Genomic DNA, 19,757 nt, shown 5'->3' with positions numbered 1-19,757 from the left:
CGGGCCGACTGCGCAAGCCAGATCCTCAGGGCGACGGGAGCAACTCTATCGTTAGGTGAGGTTTGCCGACGAACTCACGCTGCAGGGAGCTCGTGGTTTGTGTGCAGGATCACAGCGCAGGCGCCTTCACCTGTCTGATGCGAGCGCATTCGAACTCTGACGTTACGGTCGTGTCATGGATGCCACCCGTGAGTCGAGCGCCTCGACGTCGCCCAGCGCCGCGTCGAACGAGGTCCTGACCCAGGCGGCCCGCCGGCGAACCTTCGCCGTCATCTCGCACCCCGATGCCGGCAAGTCGACCCTGACCGAGGCGCTGGCACTCCACGCGCACGTCATCACCGAGGCCGGCGCGACGCACGGAAAGGCGGGCCGCAAGGCGACAGTGTCGGACTGGATGGAGATGGAGCAGGCCCGCGGCATCTCGATCTCGTCGACGGCGCTGCAGTTCGAGCACGACGGCATCGTCTTCAACCTGGTCGACACCCGGGGGCACTCAGACTTCTCCGAGGACACGTACCGCGTGCTGTCCGCCGTCGACTTCGCAGTGATGCTGCTCGACGGCGCGAAGGGCCTTGAGCCCCAGACCCTCAAGCTGTTCGACGTCTGTCGACGCAGTGGCATCCCGGTCATCACCGTGGTCAACAAGTGGGACCGCCCGGGCCTCGACCCGCTCGAGCTGATGGATCAGATCGAGCAGCGCATCGCGCTGCGGCCCACCCCACTGACCTGGCCGGTCGGCATTGCCGGCGAGTTCCAGGGCGTGATCGATCGACGCGACGGCACGGGCATCGAGTACCTCCGCACGGCCGGCGGAGCGACCATGGCGGGCCAGGTCATCCACTCCCCCGACGAGGCCGCGGAGCGGTTCGGTGAGCCGTGGGCGTTGGCCTCGGAGGAGGACGAGCTGCTGAGCGCCTCGGAAGGCGACCATGACCCGGAGCAGTTCCTGGCCGGACGCACGACGCCGGTGCTGTTCGCGGCGGCCTCGCTCAACTTCGGCATCAGCCAGCTGCTCGAGGTCATGGTCACGATCGCGCCCAGTCCTCGCGCTCGACCCGACATCGCTGGCGTGCCTCGTCCGGTCGACGGTGACTTCAGCGCCTTCATCTTCAAGATCCAGGCGGGCATGAACACGGCGCACCGTGATCACGTCGCGTTCGCGCGCGTGTGCTCGGGCGTCTTCCATCGCGGTGACGTGCTGACGCATTCGCAGAGCGGCCGACCGTTCGCGACCAAGTACGCCCAGAGTGTGTTCGGTCGCCACCGCGAGACCGCCGACACCGCGTACCCCGGGGACGTGGTGGGGCTGGTCAACGCCTCGCAGCTGAGCATCGGGGACACGTTGTTCGCTGAGTCCGCGGTCCGGTACCCGCCGATCCCGAGCTTTGCCCCCGAGCACTTCGCCGTGGTCCGGTCGCGGGACGCCGGACGGCACAAGCAGTTCCGACGGGGAATCGACCAGCTCGATCGTGAGGGTGTCGTCCAGGTGCTGCGCTCGGACCTGCGTGGAGACCAGGCGCCGGTGCTGGCCGCGGTCGGCCCGATGCAGTTCGAGGTCGTCGTCGACCGCCTCCGACGGGAGTTCCAGACCGAGGTCAGCCTGGACCTCCTGGACTACCACCTGGCCCTCCAGGTCGATGCCGATGGCGCACTGGTCGTCAACGGTCAGCCCGGCGCGGAGGTGCTGACCCGCACCGACGGCACCCGGCTCGCGGTGTTCGCCGACAAGTGGCGCATGCAGCGCATCGCACGGGAGAACCCCGCACTCGTGCTCGAGTCCCTGGCGGCCGGCGCCGTCTGACCTGCGTGACTCAGCCTCGGGCGTGTCGGCCGACCCTGAGACGGCGCACCCACCGAGGAGACCGGCTCGCCCTGCGTCGGAGCGCGGGCTGCCGGATCTCGCGGGCTAGGCCGGGCGGCAGGTCCGCAGGGTCGAGGAGTTGCCAGCCATCGCTCCGGGTGATCTGGACGGCCAGCAGCGGATCGGGGATCCACGAGCCGGTCCCGTCGTCGTAGAACGCCGCGCTGTTGCCGCGTCGGGTCCACCGGGCCAGCTCATCGGGCTGTCCGGGGGTGCGCAGGACGAAGTACTTCATCCGGCCGCCTCGTCGCCGTTCACCCTTGACTGCATCGCTCTCCCGCGGTTCAGCCTCCCACTCAGATTGTGGGGCATGAGGTGTGGTTCGCGTGTCCCGCGTCAAGTAGTTGGCAGGGTTTTGATGGTTTGAAATGTCGGGATGGTCGGGTCGGCGAGGCCGAGATGCACCTCCTGAGGCCGGTTCCAGGCGATCGCTTCGTGAGGTCTGATCGTGTTGTATTCGATCCGGTAGTCCTCGGCGTGCTTGGCCAGCATGATCGCGTCGTCGATCTCGTCGATGAACAGCCGTTCGTATTTCAGCGTCCCGAATCCACGTTCGCGTGACCCGTTCTGCCCAGGCGTGCGGACCCTGGTGCGGACGTGGTGCAGCTCGGGTGGCCAGCGATGAAGGCCTCAAATCTGAACGACCTGAATGGGCCTCCGTTGTCGGTCACGATTGTCACGACCGGCAGCACTTCACCGGTGTCGACATCGACTTCGCAGTCATCGATCATCGGGTGGCCGAACATGGTTTCGTAGTCGGCCAGCGCGAGCTCGACGGCATCGATCGCGTCGTACTGGTTCGCTGTTGGTGAGACGTGGAACCGGTGCTCGTATTTGGACCAGTAGTCACGGCAGCCAGCGAGACGCCAGGTCCCACCGGTGGTGGTCTCGAACTCGCTGAAGTCCAGCTGCCAGACCTGATTCGGCCCGGTCGGCTCCTTGGCGAACGCGGCCTTGCGACGCTCGGCGAGCTTGCGGCGTTCGCGCTGATACTGGTCGGGCAGGATCAGACCCCGGTCGCGCAGGCGGCGCAGCACGGTCGCCTCGGAGACGACGTGGCCGTCGTGGCGGACCATCGCCCAAATCTTGCGATGCCCCCAGACCGGGTGAGCCAATGCGTGCTTGTCGATCAACTCGGCCGCCGCGGCCCGGGCCGGCTGGGGCCACGGGCCCTTCGCGGGTTTGCCCGCTCGGGCTTTGGCCTGCCAACGGCTCCAGGTCCGTTCCGGAATGTCGAAGGTCCTGCACCACCTCGCGGTCGACATCCCAGACTCTTGTCTGATCACCTCGAGGTCCTCGAAGGGCCCAACCGGCCCTCCGCCGACTTCCTCCAGACCCGTATCTCGACCGCGGCCTCGCCAAGCGCCTGGGTCAGGTCAATCACCTCAGACTCGAGCTGCTCCTCACGACTCGTGGGCCCGTTTCGGCCGGTCGCCAAAGCAGTCTTGCCGGCCTCGAGGAACTCAGCCTTCCAGCGTCCGATCGACTGCTCAGACACCTTCTCGCGGCGGGCAGCCTCGGCCACGCTGATCTCGCCAGCGATGACGGCCAGCACGATTCGCTGCTTGGTCTCAACCGGAATGGTTGGTGGTCTTCCCATAATCAGATTCTCCTTCAGGACCTACATAACGGTCCTGCCAAGAAGTCTGACGCGCGACACGCGCAGGCGTTGTGACGGACCGGGTCACGTGCTTCAGGTCATGGGTGGCAGTGGCCGGCGTCAGCCCCGAGATCTGCGCCGACCACGGCCACACCTAGTGAGACGCGGCTCACTCCCGATCATGACGCAGATCGGCACAGATCGTCTCGATTGACACGGCATGGCCCAGAAGAACCATCTTTGCGGCTGGCCGATGATTTTATTTTCAATGTGGCCTCGGGCCTGGTCCTGCGGCCTATAGCGTTGCGCTGGTCAGAGGGAGCTGGCACACATCGAACCGCGAAAAGGGCGGGCCGCTGAAGGGAGAGCCGCACCGCGTGCGGTTTCGGCGGACCGTCTCGTGAGTCGTCGACGCATGGAGTCGATCGACGTGTTCGTACGGGTGTCTCGGGGGAGATGGCCAGCTGGCGCACACATCACGAGGGAGTAGCAGATGAAGCGTCGATCCACACACCCGCTGGCGGCCTTGGCCGCTGGCGTGGTTTCGCTGATGTTGATCATGTCGGTCGTCAGTCCGGCGGAGGCGGCCAGGGGAGGCAAGCGGGGCAAGCCGACCCCCCCACCGCCGCCAGCGCCGGCGTTGTCGTGTGGCGCAGCCGTGCCGAAGACCGCCACGACTGCGTGGGAGTGCACCTTCGCCGACGAGTTCAGCGGGACGAGTCTGAACACCGACAACTGGTTCGTGCAGACGACCGACGGCAGCGGTTTCCAGGGCGGCGGCGACTGCTTCGTCAACACCGCCGACAACGTCTCCGTCGCGAGCGGCGTGCTGTCGCTCACGACCAGGCGTGAGGCGGCGCCGTTCACCTGCAAGAGCCCGTACGGCGACTACACGTCGCAGCACACCAGCGGGATGGTGTCGACGTACACCAAGTTCGCGCAGGCCTACGGCCGCTTCGAGATCCGGGCGAAGTTCCCGGCCTCCACGGTGCAGGGCCTGCACAGTGCGCTGTGGCTGTGGCCGGAGGACGCGTCCAAGTACGGCTCGTGGCCCGCGTCGGGTGAGATCGACATCGCGGAGCGGTACAGCGCGTACCCCGACCGGGCGATCCCGTACATCCACTACAACACCTCGCTACTCGACCCGAGCGTCACGAACAACTACTGCCTGATCAACGACATCTCGTCGTTCCACACCTACCTCGCGGAGTGGACCGCGAACGCCATCACGATCAGTTACGACGGCCAGGTGTGCGTGACACACGCGATCAGCCCGCTCGCGCCGCTGACCGGATCTGCTCCGTTCGACCAGCCGTTCATCGTCGCGCTGACACAGGCGCTCGGTGTCGCGGGCAACGACCTGGTCGACTCGACGCCGCTGCCGGCGACGACGCAGATCGACTACGTGCACGTCTGGAAGTAGTGCCCGACCAGAAGTAGCCGCCAAGGGGCGCGGGAGCCACAGCTCCCGCGCCCTGCGGTCACTCGATCGCGTGGGTCTCGAGGACCGAGTTGGGACTGAACCTGACGACGCCCCCGCGCCGGGTCGGTCGGACCAGGTCGAAGCCACCGGTCGTGAGCAGGGTCCACCGGAGTGGGGGCTCGACCTGGCCGAGGTGGCTGCCCCCGATCGGGACGAACAGGTCCAGCGCCGCCTGGGCACACGACACGTGCATCGGCGGGAAGGTGAACAGGCCCGCTTCGCCTTCGCTGTCCGGTCCGAAGAACGCGATCGGCCGGGTCAGCGGATCACCGCAGATCCCACAGATGCGACTCAGTGCGCACAGGATGGCGCGCCGCTTGACGACATGCGAGTGGTCGAGCGCCCCGTCATCGTCCTCGCAGACGAATGGCACGGGCAGCCCCCCGGACTTCGGCCGGCCGTCCAGCACCGTGGTCATACCGAGGCCGCGCCCGACCACTTGCCGAGCTCAGAGCGGCGTACGGGACGCTCGGAGTCCTCGAGACGGCGACGCTTCCGAGCCGACTCGGGTGCCGGGTTGTCTGTCGTCCGCCGGTTGGGCAGCGACAGCTTCAGGATCGTGCGCAGCGTCTGCCCGTACTGCCGGTACAGCGGTCCGGTCGTGTACGGGATGTCGTAGCGCTGGCAGATGTCCTTGACCTTGACCGAGATCTGCGCGTAGCGGTTGCTCGGCAGATCGGGGAACAGGTGGTGCTCGATCTGGTAGCCGAGCTGCCCGCTCATGACGTGCAGCAGCTTGCCGCCCTCGAAGTTCGCCGAGCCGAGCATCTGCCGCAGGTACCACTCGGCACGGGTCTCGTCCTCGAGCTCCTCCTCGGTGAAGTGCACGGCACCGTCGGGGAAGTGCCCGCAGAAGATGATCCCGTGCGTCCAGACGTTGCGGATGATGTTGGCGGTGAAGTTGGCCGTGAGCGTGGAGAGAAAGAACGGTCCGGTCAGCGCGGGATACATGACGTAGTCCTTGAGCGCCTGGCGGCCGACCTTCCCGCGGATCTGGCGGAGCTGCTTGATCAGCAGCTTGGGGTCCTTCTCGCCCTTGCGGATGGCTTCGATGTCGAGATCGTGCAGCGCGACGCCGTACTCGAAGAACAGCGCCAGCAGCGCGTTGTAGATCGGCTGGCCGAGGTTGACGGGGTGCCACTTCTGGTCGCGGGACATCCGCAGGATGCCGTAGCCGACGTCGTTGTCGTGGCCCAGCACGTTGGTGAACTGGTGGTGGATGTAGTTGTGCGAATGCTTCCACTGCTCGGCCGGCTGGGTCGTGTCCCACTCCCAGTTGCTGGAGTGGATCTCCGGATCGTTCATCCAGTCCCACTGGCCGTGCATCGCGTTGTGGCCGAGCTCCATGTTCTCCAGGATCTTGGCCGACCCCAGGAGCGCCGTCCCCAACAGCCAGGCGGGCGGGAAGAAGCTCGCGAACAGGGTGATGCGTCCGGCCGCGGCGAGGCGGCGCTGCAGCGTGATGATGCGCAGGATGTAGTCGCGGTCCGCCTGACCCCTCGAGGCCTCGATCTCGGCGCGGATCTGGTCGAGCTCGGCGCCGATGGCGTCGACCTCGTCGTCGGTCAGGTGGGTGTACTCGCGAACGTCGGCGTAGGCCATGGTGGCTCCTTCGCTAGAGGGTCAGGGTGCAGTCGCCGGCGGCGACTGAGACACAGGTCTGGATGTATTCATTGGGCTCGCCGTGCTCCGCGCCGCTGCGCAGGTCGCGGACCGTTCCGGACGCCAGGGGGGCGTCGCACGTGTGGCAGATGCCCATGCGGCAGCCGAAAAGCATGTTGACGCCGGCCTTCTCGCCGGCCTCGAGCAACGTCGTCGCGCCGTCGACCTCGACCGAGGGCCCGCCGACACCGAACGTCACGGTGCCGCCGGATGCCGTTCCGTCGGCCTTGGCCAGGGTGAAGCGCTCGACGTGGAGGTGGTCGAGCAGGCCGTGGGCCTCGTAGTGCGCGCTGAAGGCGTCGAGCATCGGGCCCGGACCGCAGGCCCACGCCTCCCGCTCCTGCCAGTCGGGGGACACCTCGACGAGCCGGTCGGCAGTCAGCATCCCCTCGTCCTCGGTGAAACGGGGGACGAAGTGCAGCGAGTCGGTCCGCTCGGCGAGCTCACGGAGCTCGTCGTGGAACATCATGTCGGCCTCGTGCAGAGCGGAGTACGCGAGCACGACGTCAGGGAGCGTGCCCCGTCGCTCAAGCGTGCGCAGGATCGACATGATCGGCGTGATGCCGCTGCCACCGACCAGCATCAGCATCTTGGCCGGTGGCGGGTCGGGGACGATGAAGTCACCCTGCGGCGCGGCCAGTCGCACGATGGTCCCCGGCGCCAGGCCGTTGACGAGGTGGTCGGACAGGAAGCCCTCGGGCATCGCCTTGACGGTGATGCTGACGGTCTTGCCCTCGACCAGCGGGACGGACGACAGGGAGTACGAGCGCCAGTGGAAGCGCCCGTCCATCTCGACGCCGATGCCGATGTACTGCCCCGGCGCGTGGTCGAAGGACCACCCCCAGCCCGGGCGGATCACGAGGGTTGCGGCGCGTTCGGTCTCCGGCACGACCTGATCGATCCGGCCGCGGAGCTCACGCTGTGACCACAGCGGATTGATCAGCGCAAGGTAGTCGTGGGGGGACAACGGCGTGGTCATCGCCTTGCCGAGCTGCCGTAGTCGGCGCAGGGCCGCCGAGCGCTCGATGAGCGGTGCGGTCATGGGCTCTCCTCTTCGGTGTACGAGTGTTCACTCAATGTGTAACTCAGAGTGACACCTTGCTCGCTGTTGTGCAACAGGACTTGGGTCACGCCCCGGGCGATGATGGAAGCATGAGTCACATGCACCCGCTTCGCGACCTGAATCTTGCCGATCTCCGCCGCCGCACCAGCATCAAGTGGCAAGCGGTCGATGCCGACGTCCTGCCGTTGTGGATCGCGGAGATGGACGTCCTTCCGGCCGACCCGATCATCCGAGCCATCACGATGGCCATGGTCGACGGCGACACGGGATATCCGAGTGGGAGTGGATATGCCGAGGCGTACGCAGAGTTCGCGGTCGACCGCTGGGGCTGGACCGGCGTCGACGTCGAGGCCACGGCACTCGTCGCGGACGTCATGACCGGGATCGTCGAGGCGATCGGGCTCGTCTCCGAGCCCGGTGACCCGGTCGTGCTGAACCCGCCGGTCTATCCACCGTTCTTCGGGTTCACCGAGCATGCCCGGCGCGAGGTCGTCGAGGCGCCGCTCGGCACCGATGGTCGTCTCGACCTCGACGCGATCGAGGCCGCGTTCATCCACGCCGGCCGCGATGGGCGTCCCGTGACATACGTGCTGTGCAACCCGCACAACCCGACTGCCGTGGTGCACACAGCCGAGGAGCTGGCGGGGGTCGCGCAGCTCGTCGGGACGTATCGCGTGCGGGTCGTGGTCGACGAGATCCATGCGCCCCTGGTGCCGACGGGATTCGTGCCGTACCTCAGCGTTCCTGGTGCTTCCGACGCGTTCAGCGTCGTGTCGGCCTCGAAGGCGTGGAACCTCGCCGGCCTCAAGGCCGCACTGCTGGTGGCCGGGCCGGACGCGGCGGGCGATCTCGCCAGGCTGCCAGAGGTCGTGTCCCACGGCCCGAGCCACTTCGGCGCGATCGCGCACACGACGGCGTTCGGCGAGGGACGGCCGTGGCTCGACGGGCTTCATGCCGATCTCGCCGACAATCGCACGATGCTGGCCGATCTGCTAGCGACGCACCTGCCCGGTGCGAGCTGGGCCGGGGCACCCGGGACGTTCCTGGCCTGGATCGACTGCCGTTCGCTGGGGCTCGGTGATGATCCTGCCCAGGCGTTCCTCGACCGTGGCCGGGTCGCGGTCAACTCGGGCCTCCCGTTCGGGACCGGTGGCGTCGGGCACGTGCGCCTCAACTATGCGACGACGCCCGCGATCCTGACCGAGGCGCTCGAGCGGATGGGTCGCGTCATCGCCTGACCGCTCGAGGTGCCGGTCCGCGGGAGCCGTCCTACCGTGGCAGCATGGGAGATCGACCGCATGCGCAGCACACCCGGCCCGATGGCGTCGACGACAAGACCGTCGAGGCGCTCGGCAAGCTGAGTGAGGCGCTCGAGGTCGTCGAGGAGGCTCGGGGCCTGCTCTACACGTTCCACCGCCGCACCGGCGAGGCTGATCTCGCCCTCGGCGAGGCGGTCGACCTGCTGCGCGAGGCCGGGCACGACGATCTGGCCGAGCAGATCTGGGCGGATCTGGTCGGTCGCAACGTCATCGAGGGTCGCTGGACTTTCCAGATCGTCGAAGAGTACGACGCGGGCTACTACGCGACGTTCCAGAAGCACGAGCGCAAGGCCCGGGAGGCCCTGGCCGAGGGGCGTACGCACCTGTTCGAGGCCGAGATGAAGGAGGACCGCCGCACCCACGGGCGTCGCCACCACGAAGCAACCCCCGATTGAGTGGTTACGGCTCGGCGAACCGGGTACACCTCGGTAGTACGCCGCCAAAGAACCCGACGAAAGGAACCACCATGGGACTCGATGACAAGCTGAGCAACGCTGCCGAAGACGCCAAGGGCAAGGCCAAGGAGGCCGTCGGAGGCGCCACGAACGATGACGAGCTGGAGCGTCAGGGTAAGGGCGACCAGGCCAAGTCCGATCTCAAGGATGCCGGCGAGAACATCAAGGACGCCTTCAAGCACTGATCTCCCGCCCAGCAGATGCCCCGGTTACGCACCGGGGCATTTCTGCGCCCGGACCCTGAGCCGCCGAGGAGAGCGGTGGATGAGTCGGCCTTCCGACGCCAGAAAGCCGAACTGCCCACCGCTCGGGGGTCGATAGACGACTGAGCCACCGCTTCAGGGGTGTCAGATCAGGAGATCGTGGGCGGCTTCCCGCATCTCGACCTTGCGCACCTTGCCGGTGATCGTCATGGGGAACTCGTCAACCAGGTGGACGTAGCGCGGGATCTTGTAGTGCGCGAGCTTGCCGCGACAGAATTCCCGCAGGGTGCCCGAGTCGAGCGCAACGGTCTCCGGCTTCATCCGGATCCACGCCATGAGCTCCTCGCCGTACTTGTAGTCCGGCACGCCGATGACCTGGGCATCGAGAACGTCCGGGTGGGTCAGCAGAAACTCCTCGATCTCACGGGGATAAATGTTCTCACCGCCGCGGATGACCATGTCCTTGATGCGGCCTGTGATGTTGACGTAGCCGTCGTCGTCCATCACGCCGAGGTCGCCGGTGTGCATCCAGCCGTCGGCATCGATCGCCTCGGCGGTCTTGTCGGGCTGGTCCCAGTAGCCCAGCATCACCGAGTAGCCGCGGGTGCACAGCTCCCCGGCCTGGTTGCGGGGGAGCACGTCACCCGTGACGGGATCGACGATCGTGACCTCGAGGTGCGGACCGACCCGGCCGACCGTCGACACCCGACGCTCGATCGAGTCGTCGGTGCGGGTCTGCATCGACACCGGGGAGGTCTCGGTCATGCCGTAGCAGATCGACACCTCGGTCATCCCGAGCCGCTCGATGACCTGTTTCATGGTCTCGACCGGGCACGGCGATCCGGCCATGATCCCGGTGCGGAGGGCCGACAGGTCCAGGGCGTCGAGCCCGGGCTCGGACAGCATCGCGATGAACATCGTCGGTACGCCGTACAGCGAGCTGCACCGCTCGTCCGCCACGGCCTGCAGCGTCGCGGCCGGGTCGAAGGCCGGCGCCGGGATGACCATGCAGGCACCGTGCGAGGTCGCCGCGAGGTTGCCCATGACCATGCCGAAGCAGTGGTAGAACGGCACGGGGATGCAGATCCGGTCGACCTCGGTGTAGTCGAGCAGCTCGCCGACGAACCAACCGTTGTTGAGGATGTTGCGGTGCGAGAGCGTGGCACCCTTGGGGAATCCGGTCGTGCCGGACGTGTACTGGATGTTGATCGCGTCGCCCGACTGCAGGCCAGCACCGATCTCGTCGAGCATCGACCGGTCCTGTGCGCGCCCGGAGTCGACCAGCGCATCCCACGAGTCGCCGCCGATCAGCACGACATCGGTCAGCGCGGGATTCTCGCCGCGCGAGGCGTCGATCATCTCGGCGAAACTGGAGCCCTTGAACTCGGGGACGGCGACGATCGCCCGCATCCCGGACTGACCGACCACGAACGAGAGCTCATGCGTCCGGTAGGCCGGGTTGATGTTGACCAGGACCGCGCCGATCCGCGCCGTGGCGTACTGGACGAGGGTCCACTCGGGGCAGTTCGGTGCCCATATGCCGACCCGGTCGCCCTGCGTGATCCCCAGCGCGAGCAGGCCCAGCGCCACGGCGTCGACGTCCGCGAGCAGCTCGTCGTACGTCCACCGACGTCCGCTCGGCACGTCGACCAGCGCCTCGCGTCCGCCGTGCGCGGCGGCCGTCGCGACCAGGTTCGCCCCGATCGTCTCCTCGAGCAGGCTCGCATCGGTGGGTCCGGCAGTGCGGCTGGGTGTGGCAGTCATGGGGTTCTCCTCAGCTCGATCTGGTTTCCAGTGCCAGGGCTTCGGTGGGGGTCGGTGCCGATCCGCCGAGACGGGCCGGCACCCAGGCCGCGCCCGAGGGATGCTCACCGTAGGCCTCCTGCACCTCGTGAAGGAGCGCGATCATCGCGGTCTGCAGTGTGGCAGTGAGCTCATCGGCGGTGCCGAGCGCGCGGATCGGCTCGCCGATCGCGATCATCACCGGAGTCCCGGTGCGGCCCAGACTCTTGGATCGCCCCTTGGGTGCGATCCGCTGCGAGCCCCACACGATGCTCGGGATGATCGGCACGTCTGCCTCGAGGGCCATGCGGGCGGCGCCGGACTTCATGGCTTTGATCTCGTAGCTCATGCTGATCGTTGCTTCGGGGTAGATGCCGACGATCTCGCCCTTCCGCAGCTCGTTGACTGCAGCGACGTACGAGTTGTGGCCGGCCGAGCGGTCGACCGGAATGACCTTGCACCCCCACATGAGCCAGCGCAGGATCGGGTTCTTGCGGAGCTCGACCTTGCCCATGAACCGGACGAGGCGCTTGTCGCGAGTGCGGCCCTCGACGCCCATGTAGGCGAAGTCGACGTAGCTCGTGTGGTTGATCGCCAGGACGGCACCGCCCGTCGCAGGGAGCCGGCGGGGACCGAGCCGGACGATCTGGTGACCGCCGATCCAGCTGGCGAGACGGACGAGGTTGACGAGTCCGGCGTAGATCACAGGGTCTCCAAGGTCTCGAGGGTCCGCGCCCAAGCTTGCGACGACGGATCGATCACGACGAAGTGATCACCAGCCACCTCGATCAGCTCGGCGTCCGAACCGGCCGCCTTCGCCCGCTCAACGTAACCGATCGACTGGCTGGGCGGGACGGTGTCGTCCGCGCTGCCGTGGACGCAGCGAACCGGTACGTCGAGCGGGATCTGTCGGCTGGGGTCTGCCGCGACGTAGCGCTCGCCACCGGTGGATCCCATGAAGGCCTGCGTCGCGCCATTGCCGAGATTGTCCCGCACGGCGGCCGCCAGATCGATGACCCCGGCCTGCGCGATCGCAGCCGTGACGGGCACCTTTGGCACGGCCCATGGTGTCCCGGTCAATCGCGTTCGACCGGCGGCCCAGACGCCGAGGTGGCCACCCGCCGAGTGCCCCAGCGTGATGACCTTCGAGGTGTCGAGGTCGTCGACGGTCGCCAGTGCGTCGATGCCGTCGGCGACATCGTCGAAGGTCTGCGGCCAGCCACCGCCGTCACCGACCCGGCGGTACTCCAGGTTGTAGGCGGTCCAGCCCTGCTCGACCAGCGACGTCACGAGCGGCCGACCCAGCGACAAGTCGTACTGCGCACGCCAGAAGCCGCCGTGGATCACCACGACGACACCCTTGGACGTGCCGCTCGGCCGCGTCAGCTCGCCGAACTGCTGCGAGTCGTCGCCATATCTGATCACCTGCAAGGCATCGCTCCTGTTTTCCGGGGTGCGCGAAGTGCAGGCCGCGAGGCTCGCGGCCGCCATCAACGCGATCATGCTCCGTCGGTCCACCGACCCAGCCAACAGCCCCGTCGCGGGGTGCGCCACCTCAAACCAGATCGGAGCGTCACGACGGCCGTCCCGGGACCGATAGAATCAGGGTCCGTCGAGTCCATCGGAGAGGAGACTGCGTGAATGCCGATGAGCTCGACCGGTACCTTCTGATCGGCTCTGCCGTCCTGGTCCTCGCCGTGCTCGCGGTCCGTGTCTCGCTGACTGTCGGACTGCCTTCGCTGCTGGTCTACCTCTTCCTCGGCCTGGTGCTGGGCAGCTCGGGACTCGGGATCGAGTTCGCAGATGCCAACCTGGCCCACGCGCTCGGTTTCGGTGGTCTCGTCCTGATCCTGGCCGAGGGTGGTCTGTCCACGAAGTGGGAGCACGTACGCCCCAATCTCGGCTACGGACTGCTGCTGGCAACCCTAGGATCGGTCATCAGCATCGGTGTCGTGTCGACCGGCGCGCACTTCCTGCTCGGACTTGACTGGGAGCTGGCCGTGCTGCTGGCTGCGGTGCTCACCCCGACCGATGCTGCGGCGGTGTTCTCGGTGTTGCGCACGGTGCCGCTGCGCCACTCGGTGACCGGCACTCTCGAGGCCGAGTCGGGCCTCAACGATGCTCCGATCGTCGTGCTGGTCGTGGCGATCAGCGCCGGCAGCGCGATGGACCACGGCCTGTGGGGACTGATCGGACTCATCGTCTTCGAGCTCGCCGCGGGCTTCGCGATCGGGATAGCCATCGGTTGGATCGGTGCCACCGGGCTGCGCCGGGTGGCGCTCCCAGCATCGGGTCTGTATCCGTTGGTCGTGTTCGCGATCGCCGTGCTGGCGTACGGAGCGGCATCCGCGTTGCACGCCAGCGGATTTGCGGCGGTCTACGTCGCCGCACTCGTCCTGGGCAACACCGAGCTCCCGCACCGAGTCGCCACGCGCTCATTCGTCGAGGGCATCGGCTGGCTCGCACAGATCGGGCTGTTCGTCATGCTCGGACTGCTGGCCAGTCCCGACGAGCTGCACTGGTGGCACGTGGGGCACGGTCTCGCCGCCGGCGCGATCCTGACGTTCGTCGCCCGACCCTTGTCCGTCGCGGCCTGCGCGGTCTGGTTCAAGCGGGACGTGCCCGAGCAGGTGTTCGTCGGCTGGGCCGGACTGCGTGGCGCCGTGCCGATCGTGCTGGCCACGATCCCGCTGGCCGCCGACGTGCCGGGCTCCCGCGACCTGTTCAATGTTGTTTTCGTGGCCGTCGTGATCTACACGCTCCTGCAGGCCGCGCCGCTTCCTCGACTGGCCGCGATGTGCGGCGTCCTGAGTGATGAAGCCCGTGACGTCGAGGTCGAGGCCGCGCCGCTCGAGCGGGTCTCGGCGGACCTGCTGCAGATCCACGTGCCCGGCGGGTCGAAGCTGGCCGGGGTCGAGGTCGGTGAGCTCCGCCTGCCGGTCGGTGCCTCGGTGTCCCTGGTGGTCCGTGACGGCACGACGTTCGTCCCGCACCGCACCCAGCGGCTCGCGATCGGCGACGACCTGCTGATCGTCACCGACCGCTCGGTACGTGAGCAGGCCGAGGCGCGACTACGTGCCGTGGGTCGACACGGGCGCCTGGCTGGTTGGGCCAACAAAGACGACTGACCCCGAATGGGGTGGTGCCTACGGCAGGACGACCGGGACGCAGGCCTGGATCGTGCGGTCGCTGGTGACCTTGGTCGATGCCTTGGAATCAAGCCCGCTGTACTTGTTGCCGACGATCACGACGACGCCGTCCTCGACCGCGATGTCAGGCTCGGCATACTTCACCTTGTCCTTGAACTGCTTGGCGACGAGGCGGACGCGGGGATCCTTGGGATCGTCGGTCAAGATCGCGACCCGACTGGGTTTCGTCGCACTGTCGCTGTTGCCGATCTCGCCGCCGAGGAAGCCGTTGGCCTGCAGGTCGATCGTCGCCCGGTTGGCCAGACCCGATCGGGTCGACGCGTTGAAGACGTTGATCGTGACGAGATTGCTGTTGAGCACCTCGCCGTCCTTGACGGTCGTGTTGGTACAGGTCGGCACCGGATCGACGGTGTCGGCCCGGGAGGTCAGGAGCTGGAAGCCCGTGACCGTACCGAAGACCAGGACGACCGCCGCGGCGAGCAGCGTCATCCCTCGAACCATGCTGCTCACGTGGACCGCCCGATCGAGTGGACGCGGGCATGCAGCATGTTGCGCTGCTGAAGTGCGGCGCGGAGCGCGCGATGCAGGCCGTCCTCGAGGAACAGCTCGCCCTGCCAGCTCACGACGTGGGCGAACAGGTCACCGAAGTAGGTCGAGTCGTCGTCCAGCAGGAATTCCAGATCGAGCTTGGTCTTGGTCGTCGTGAGGTCGTCGAGCCGTACCTGGGACGGGGAGATCTCGGCCCACGTGCTCTGTGTCAGCCCGTGGTCCGGATAGGGGCGACCCTCGCTCACCCTCCTGAATATCACCCGGTCAGTGTAGACAGAGGCGGGCCGACCTGGCGGTAGCGTGTGGCCATGACCACGAGTGACGACGACCAGGCCGCTGCGGATGAGGCCGCGAAGGCGGCCGAATCGGCCCGGGCCGCGGCCGAGGCCGCCCAGCGGAAGGCCGATGAGCTGGCCGTGGCCGCCGAGGCGGCACAAGCGAGGGCGGCTGCGCCGGCCGATGAGCCGCCAGCGTCGCCGCAAAGCGAGATCGTCGCGATCGTCAGGGCCGGATACGCGTTCGAGGGCACCGCAATCGAGATGGGGGCGCTGCTCGACGGTGAACCCGTCCCCGATGCGCAGGTGCGCATCCCGCTCGCGATGCTCAACCGGCATGGTCTGGTCGCGGGCGCTACCGGCACCGGCAAGACCAAGACGCTCCAGATCCTGGCCGAGCAGATCGCAGCCAACGGCGTCCCGGTCTTCGCGGCCGACATCAAGGGCGATCTCTCCGGCGTCGCGACGCCGGGTGCGTCCAGCGACAAGCTGCTCGCCCGCACCACCAGCATCGGCCAGGATTGGCAGCCCCTCGCATCGCCGACGGAGTACTTCGCGCTGGGCGGGATCGGGATGGGCATCCCGGTACGTGCCTCGGTCGACGGCTTCGGACCGACTCTCCTGGCAAAGGTCCTGGGGCTCAACGACACGCAGGAGTCGTCCCTTGGCCTGGTCTTTCACTACGCCCGCAAGGCGTCGCTGCCGATGATCGACCTGCAGGACCTGCGCGACGTGCTGACGTACTTGACGGGCGATGAGGGCAAGGGCGAACTCAAGGCCCTCGGCGGGCTCTCCGCGGCGACGGTCGGGGTCATACTCCGCGAGCTCATCGCTTTCGCGGACGAGGGAGCCGACCAGTTCTTCGGCCAGCCCGAGATCTCGGTCTCCGACTTCCTCCGCACCGCGCCCGACGGCCGCGGCATCGTGTCGCTGCTGGAGGTCCCGGGAGTTCAGGACAAGCCGGCGCTGTTCTCGACGTTCCTGATGTATCTCCTGAGCCAGCTGTTCAAGGAGCTGCCCGAGGTCGGCGACTCGGACAAGCCCAAGCTGGTCTTCTTCTTCGACGAGGCCCACCTGCTGTTCGCGGACGCGTCCGCGGACTTCCTCGACACCATCACGCAGACCGTCCGCCTCATCCGCTCCAAGGGCGTTGGCATCTTCTTCGTGACGCAGACCCCCAAGGACGTGCCCAGCGACGTCCTCGCCCAGCTTGGTTCACGGGTCCAGCACCAGCTGCGGGCGCACACGCCGGACGCGGCCAAGGCGCTCAAGGCCACCGTGTCGACCTATCCCAACACGACGTACGACCTGGAAGAGGTGCTGACCTCGCTGGGCATCGGCGAGGCGATCGTGACGGTCATGAGCGACAAGGGTGCGCCGACCCCGGTTGCGTGGACCCGTCTCCGCGCCCCGCAGGGCTCAATGGACCCGACCCCGTCCGAACAGATCGAGGCGGCCGTGGCGTCCTCACCCTTGCAAGCCAAGTACGGCACCGCGGTCAACCCTGAGTCCGCCACCGAGATGCTGGGCGCCAATGCCGCGGCCGTCGAGGCCGCTGCCGCGGCAGAGACCAGCAAGAAGAAGGAGCAGCAGGAGGCTGAACGGCTCCAGAAGGAGGCCGACAGACTTGCGAGCAAGAAGTCGACCTCGGCGGCGAAGCCGAGGAGCAGGTCGCGGCGCATGTCGCCCGTGGATCGTGCGGTCGGTGAGGCCAGTCGGACGATCGCTCGGGAACTCATTAAGAATTTGTTCAAGAAGCGTCGCTAGGGGCAAGTAAGGTCTCAGGGAAGAAATCAGGGTCGACTCTGGTTGCCGTACACAACGGTTGTCCGCGAGAGTTGATCGCACGAAGGCGCACCTCGGCGCCTTCTCCTAGGAAGCAACCCCAGTTCGAGCGCAGGAGGGGCGATGACGCAGTCGTCACAGCAGGTGAGGCACGTGACGACCTCCCGCCGGCCTGCTGCGCTCCGCAAGATCAAGCGCGGCGCGATCGAGCTGGCCTTCCTGGGCTTCCTCTACGTCGGCTACAGCGCCTCCCGCCTGCTCGCCTCCAACGACTTCGCGCCGGCGCGCGGCCGAGCGATCGACGTGCTCGACTTCGAGAAGGTCTGGCGGATCGATGCCGAGGGCTGGCTCAACGACAAGTTCGTGCAGCACGACTGGTTGGGCCTGTTCGGCAGTTTCTGGTACGCCACGACGCACTACATCGTGACGGCAGCAGTCCTGATCTGGATCTACCGTCGCAGCGCCTCCGAATACGTCACGGCCCGCCGCGCATTGGTGTTCGCCACGATCATCGGGCTCGCCTTCTACCTCGTGATGCCGACCGCTCCGCCGCGTCTGGTCGGGGGCCGATTCGCTGATGTGCTGAGCCTGCACTCCGGCGTCGGGTGGTGGGGTGGCGACGCCTCCGCGCCCAAGGGCCTGGGCGGCATGACCAATGAGCTGGCTGCATCCCCCTCGCTGCACGCCGGGTGGGCGCTCTGGGTTGCCATCGTGCTGATCCGCGCCGGCATGCCGAAGATCGTGCAGGCGCTGGGCCTGACCTATGCAGCGATCATGACCCTCGTGATCATCGGCACCGGCAACCACTGGGTGCTCGACGCGGTGATTGGTTGGGTCGTTGTCCTGATCGCCTTTGGCGGTGTCATCATCTGGGAGCGGCGAAGTCCGGTCGTGGCCCACGAGGACCAACACCTCTCCCCCTAGGCTGGTGCAGTGAGCTCTGCGGCAGGTCAGTCCCGGCACCAGGTCCGGTTCGAGTGGGGTTCGACCGGCGGCATGCTGATCGCCGAGCGCGCTGATGTCGCCGTCGTCGTCGATGTGTTGTCGTTCTCGACGACCTTGAGTGTCGCCGTCGACCGCGGCATCGTGGTGCTTCCCTATCCGGCGGGGCGTCCAGACGCCGCGTCGTATGCCGCCCAGCACCGGGCCGACCTCGCAGCGACCCGGGACCGGTCCGATCCGGAGCGGCTGAGCCTCTCGCCGGCGAGCATCCGTGCGGCGGGCGTGATCGATCGACTGGTCCTGCCCTCCCCGAACGGATCGGCCATCTCGCACGGGCTCGCACCACAGGTGACGACAGTCGTGGGTGCCTGTCTGCGCAACGCGGTCGCGGTCGCCAACTGGATCGCCCGCGAGCACGATGCGGAGACCGCGACGATCGCAGTCGTGGCTGCTGGCGAGCGTTGGCCCGATGGATCGCTACGGCCAGCCGTCGAAGACCTCTGGGGTGCCGGCGCGGTCCTTGCGGCGCTCGAGGACCACGACTGGCCGGGTCTCTCGCCCGAGGCGGCGATGGCGGCCGATGCGTACCGGCTCGTCGCCGGTCGTGAGCAGTCCCACCTTCGAGCTTGCGCGAGTGGTCTCGAGCTCATCGAGGGTGGTTTCGGAGCTGACGTCGACATCGCTGCCGAGGTCGGGTCGACGACTGTCGTGCCGCTGCTGAGCGACCGCGGTTTCATCGCGGCACCCTGACCGGCTCGCCCGCAGGTCAGCGTGGCGTACGCGCCAGATAGACCGTGTTGGATGCGACGGTGCCCAGCAGGGGATTGTCGAATGTCACGACCTCGGCCCTGACCTCGGGGAACGTGGCAGCCAGGGTCGCCATGAAGGTCTCATCGGGAGGATCGTCGGACCACAGGGCGAAGACCCCGCCGGGATGCAGTCGCGCCACGACCCGGTTGAGGCCCGCCTCGTCGTAGAGGTCGGCGTGGCTGGGGTGCAGGTGATGGGTTGGCGTGTGGTCGATGTCGACGACGACGGCATGCCAGAGGTGCCCGGGCGCATCGGGGTTGAGCTCGCCGCCGTCTCGCAGGCCGGCGAAGAAGTCGCCGTGCACGAGGCGGCAGCGGGCGTCGGTGGTCAGTGTGGTCCCGGCGGGGATCAGGTGCTCTCGGTGCCACTCGATGACCTCGGGGAGGGCATCGACGACGACGAGGCTTCGGACCCGCGGGTCCTCGAGCACGGCCAGGGCGGTGCAGCCCAGACCCAGGCCGCCCACGACCACGTCGAGATCGGTGCCATCGCACTCGGCGGTCGCGAGATGGCCCAGTGCGATCTCGGCCACCGTGAACAGGCTCGACATCAAGAACTCGTCACCGAGCTTGATCTCGAGCAGGTCCTGCTTGGCCACAGGGTCCCAGCGCTCGCGAAGGATCAGATCGCCCATCGGCGTCGGTCGGAAGTCGATCTCGCGGAATCGCGCCATTGCTGCTCCTGGATCGGGGGTGGAGCCGAGTCTAGGCCGCAGCGCCGGACACCGGGCGACGAGGGCGAGGCCGCGGCCGGGCCGTCGTACGCTCGTTGCAGGGCCGTTGTCACCGGGACGCCGCCCTTGACCGAGGAGCAGGCATG

The 19,757-nt window shown here is 67.5% G+C and carries 22 protein-coding genes; 9 read left to right on the top strand and 13 right to left on the bottom strand.

The window, feature by feature from the left end; translation table 11 throughout:
• Window positions 1–175: 175 nt before the first annotated feature.
• Window positions 176–1,801 (top strand): peptide chain release factor 3, encoded by a 1,626-nt coding sequence (locus C6I20_RS14750; RefSeq protein ID WP_118397300.1) that lies wholly within the window; start codon window positions 176–178, stop codon window positions 1,799–1,801.
• A 10-nt stretch (window positions 1,802–1,811) separates the two neighbouring features.
• Here the strand turns inward: C6I20_RS14750 and C6I20_RS14745 are convergent, their stop codons facing one another.
• The 4 genes from C6I20_RS14745 to C6I20_RS14735 all read right to left on the bottom strand — a co-directional run bounded on the left by C6I20_RS14745 (window position 1,812) and on the right by C6I20_RS14735 (window position 3,461).
• Complete coding sequence (locus tag C6I20_RS14745) at window positions 1,812–2,096, bottom strand: hypothetical protein (RefSeq protein ID WP_118397297.1); 285 nt, start codon at window positions 2,094–2,096, stop codon at window positions 1,812–1,814.
• Between the two features lie 101 nt (window positions 2,097–2,197).
• Entirely contained in the window at window positions 2,198–2,467 is a 270-nt protein-coding gene (locus C6I20_RS17450; RefSeq protein WP_216823105.1) for an integrase core domain-containing protein, read from the bottom strand.
• A complete protein-coding gene (locus tag C6I20_RS14740; RefSeq protein WP_216822904.1) occupies window positions 2,395–3,126 on the bottom strand; it encodes an IS3 family transposase in 732 nt (243 codons plus the stop codon). Before C6I20_RS14740 ends, C6I20_RS17450 begins: the two co-directional genes overlap by 73 nt.
• Before the next feature lie 17 nt (window positions 3,127–3,143).
• Window positions 3,144–3,461 (bottom strand): helix-turn-helix domain-containing protein, encoded by a 318-nt coding sequence (locus C6I20_RS14735; RefSeq protein WP_118394108.1) that lies wholly within the window; start codon window positions 3,459–3,461, stop codon window positions 3,144–3,146.
• A gap of 493 nt (window positions 3,462–3,954) precedes the next feature.
• On the opposite strand from C6I20_RS14735, the gene C6I20_RS14730 reads away from it, so the two are divergent.
• Window positions 3,955–4,884, top strand: coding sequence for a family 16 glycosylhydrolase (locus tag C6I20_RS14730; protein WP_118397294.1), 930 nt, complete (start codon window positions 3,955–3,957; stop codon window positions 4,882–4,884).
• Window positions 4,885–4,942: 58 nt separating this feature from the next.
• Here the strand turns inward: C6I20_RS14730 and C6I20_RS14725 are convergent, their stop codons facing one another.
• The 3 genes from C6I20_RS14725 to C6I20_RS14715 are packed head-to-tail and all read right to left on the bottom strand — an operon-like array spanning window position 4,943 to window position 7,648.
• A complete protein-coding gene (locus C6I20_RS14725) occupies window positions 4,943–5,362 on the bottom strand; it encodes a hypothetical protein (protein WP_162891355.1) in 420 nt (139 codons plus the stop codon).
• Window positions 5,359–6,546, bottom strand: a complete 1,188-nt coding sequence (locus C6I20_RS14720) for a fatty acid desaturase (RefSeq protein ID WP_118397288.1) — start codon at window positions 6,544–6,546, stop codon at window positions 5,359–5,361. Before C6I20_RS14720 ends, C6I20_RS14725 begins: the two co-directional genes overlap by 4 nt.
• A 13-nt stretch (window positions 6,547–6,559) precedes the next feature.
• Window positions 6,560–7,648 carry a ferredoxin reductase gene (locus C6I20_RS14715; RefSeq protein WP_118397285.1) on the bottom strand — a complete coding sequence of 363 codons (1,089 nt, stop codon included), beginning with the start codon at window positions 7,646–7,648 and terminating at the stop codon, window positions 6,560–6,562.
• A gap of 110 nt (window positions 7,649–7,758) precedes the next feature.
• Between C6I20_RS14715 and C6I20_RS14710 the strand changes: the two genes are divergently transcribed.
• The 3 genes from C6I20_RS14710 to C6I20_RS14700 all read left to right on the top strand — a co-directional run bounded on the left by C6I20_RS14710 (window position 7,759) and on the right by C6I20_RS14700 (window position 9,628).
• Window positions 7,759–8,907, top strand: a complete 1,149-nt coding sequence (locus C6I20_RS14710; RefSeq protein ID WP_118397281.1) for a MalY/PatB family protein — start codon at window positions 7,759–7,761, stop codon at window positions 8,905–8,907.
• A gap of 44 nt (window positions 8,908–8,951) precedes the next feature.
• Window positions 8,952–9,383 (top strand): hypothetical protein, encoded by a 432-nt coding sequence (locus C6I20_RS14705; protein ID WP_118397278.1) that lies wholly within the window; start codon window positions 8,952–8,954, stop codon window positions 9,381–9,383.
• Window positions 9,384–9,454: 71 nt separating this feature from the next.
• Entirely contained in the window at window positions 9,455–9,628 is a 174-nt protein-coding gene (locus C6I20_RS14700; protein ID WP_118397275.1) for a CsbD family protein, read from the top strand.
• Between the two features lie 162 nt (window positions 9,629–9,790).
• Here the strand turns inward: C6I20_RS14700 and C6I20_RS14695 are convergent, their stop codons facing one another.
• From C6I20_RS14695 to C6I20_RS14685, 3 genes are read right to left on the bottom strand one after another with little or no spacing between them, the layout of a single operon-like run.
• Entirely contained in the window at window positions 9,791–11,410 is a 1,620-nt protein-coding gene (locus C6I20_RS14695; RefSeq protein ID WP_118397272.1) for an AMP-binding protein, read from the bottom strand.
• A gap of 10 nt (window positions 11,411–11,420) precedes the next feature.
• Window positions 11,421–12,134, bottom strand: a complete 714-nt coding sequence (locus C6I20_RS14690; RefSeq protein ID WP_118397269.1) for a 1-acyl-sn-glycerol-3-phosphate acyltransferase — start codon at window positions 12,132–12,134, stop codon at window positions 11,421–11,423.
• Window positions 12,131–12,946 carry a S9 family peptidase gene (locus C6I20_RS14685; protein WP_216822903.1) on the bottom strand — a complete coding sequence of 272 codons (816 nt, stop codon included), beginning with the start codon at window positions 12,944–12,946 and terminating at the stop codon, window positions 12,131–12,133. The genes C6I20_RS14690 and C6I20_RS14685 overlap by 4 nt, the downstream gene beginning before the upstream one ends.
• A gap of 119 nt (window positions 12,947–13,065) precedes the next feature.
• Here C6I20_RS14685 and C6I20_RS14680 point away from each other — a divergent pair, with 119 nt between their 5' ends.
• On the top strand, window positions 13,066–14,556 hold the full coding sequence (locus C6I20_RS14680; protein ID WP_118397260.1) for a potassium/proton antiporter: 1,491 nt from the start codon (window positions 13,066–13,068) through the stop codon (window positions 14,554–14,556).
• Window positions 14,557–14,574: 18 nt separating this feature from the next.
• On the opposite strand, the gene C6I20_RS14675 is transcribed toward C6I20_RS14680, so the two are convergent.
• Entirely contained in the window at window positions 14,575–15,066 is a 492-nt protein-coding gene (locus C6I20_RS14675) for a LytR C-terminal domain-containing protein (RefSeq protein WP_162891354.1), read from the bottom strand.
• A gap of 17 nt (window positions 15,067–15,083) precedes the next feature.
• On the bottom strand, window positions 15,084–15,386 hold the full coding sequence (locus C6I20_RS14670) for a type II toxin-antitoxin system VapB family antitoxin (RefSeq protein ID WP_118397254.1): 303 nt from the start codon (window positions 15,384–15,386) through the stop codon (window positions 15,084–15,086).
• A 48-nt stretch (window positions 15,387–15,434) separates the two neighbouring features.
• Between C6I20_RS14670 and C6I20_RS14665 the strand changes: the two genes are divergently transcribed.
• The 3 genes from C6I20_RS14665 (at window position 15,435) to C6I20_RS14655 (ending at window position 18,878) form a co-directional block, all read left to right on the top strand.
• On the top strand, window positions 15,435–17,168 hold the full coding sequence (locus tag C6I20_RS14665; RefSeq protein ID WP_118397251.1) for a helicase HerA-like domain-containing protein: 1,734 nt from the start codon (window positions 15,435–15,437) through the stop codon (window positions 17,166–17,168).
• A gap of 171 nt (window positions 17,169–17,339) precedes the next feature.
• Window positions 17,340–18,110 carry a phosphatase PAP2 family protein gene (locus C6I20_RS14660; protein ID WP_162891353.1) on the top strand — a complete coding sequence of 257 codons (771 nt, stop codon included), beginning with the start codon at window positions 17,340–17,342 and terminating at the stop codon, window positions 18,108–18,110.
• Window positions 18,111–18,119: 9 nt separating this feature from the next.
• Window positions 18,120–18,878, top strand: coding sequence for a 2-phosphosulfolactate phosphatase (locus C6I20_RS14655; protein ID WP_254052157.1), 759 nt, complete (start codon window positions 18,120–18,122; stop codon window positions 18,876–18,878).
• A gap of 16 nt (window positions 18,879–18,894) precedes the next feature.
• Here C6I20_RS14655 and C6I20_RS14650 read toward each other — a convergent pair whose 3' ends face one another.
• On the bottom strand, window positions 18,895–19,611 hold the full coding sequence (locus tag C6I20_RS14650) for a spermidine synthase (RefSeq protein WP_118397245.1): 717 nt from the start codon (window positions 19,609–19,611) through the stop codon (window positions 18,895–18,897).
• Window positions 19,612–19,757: the final 146 nt, after the last annotated feature.

Origin of the sequence: Aeromicrobium sp. A1-2, assembly GCF_003443875.1 — a bacterium.
Taxonomy (GTDB): domain Bacteria; phylum Actinomycetota; class Actinomycetes; order Propionibacteriales; family Nocardioidaceae; genus Aeromicrobium.
Note: the sequence above shows the minus strand (reverse complement) of the source record. Positions and strands in the feature narration are given on the sequence as shown.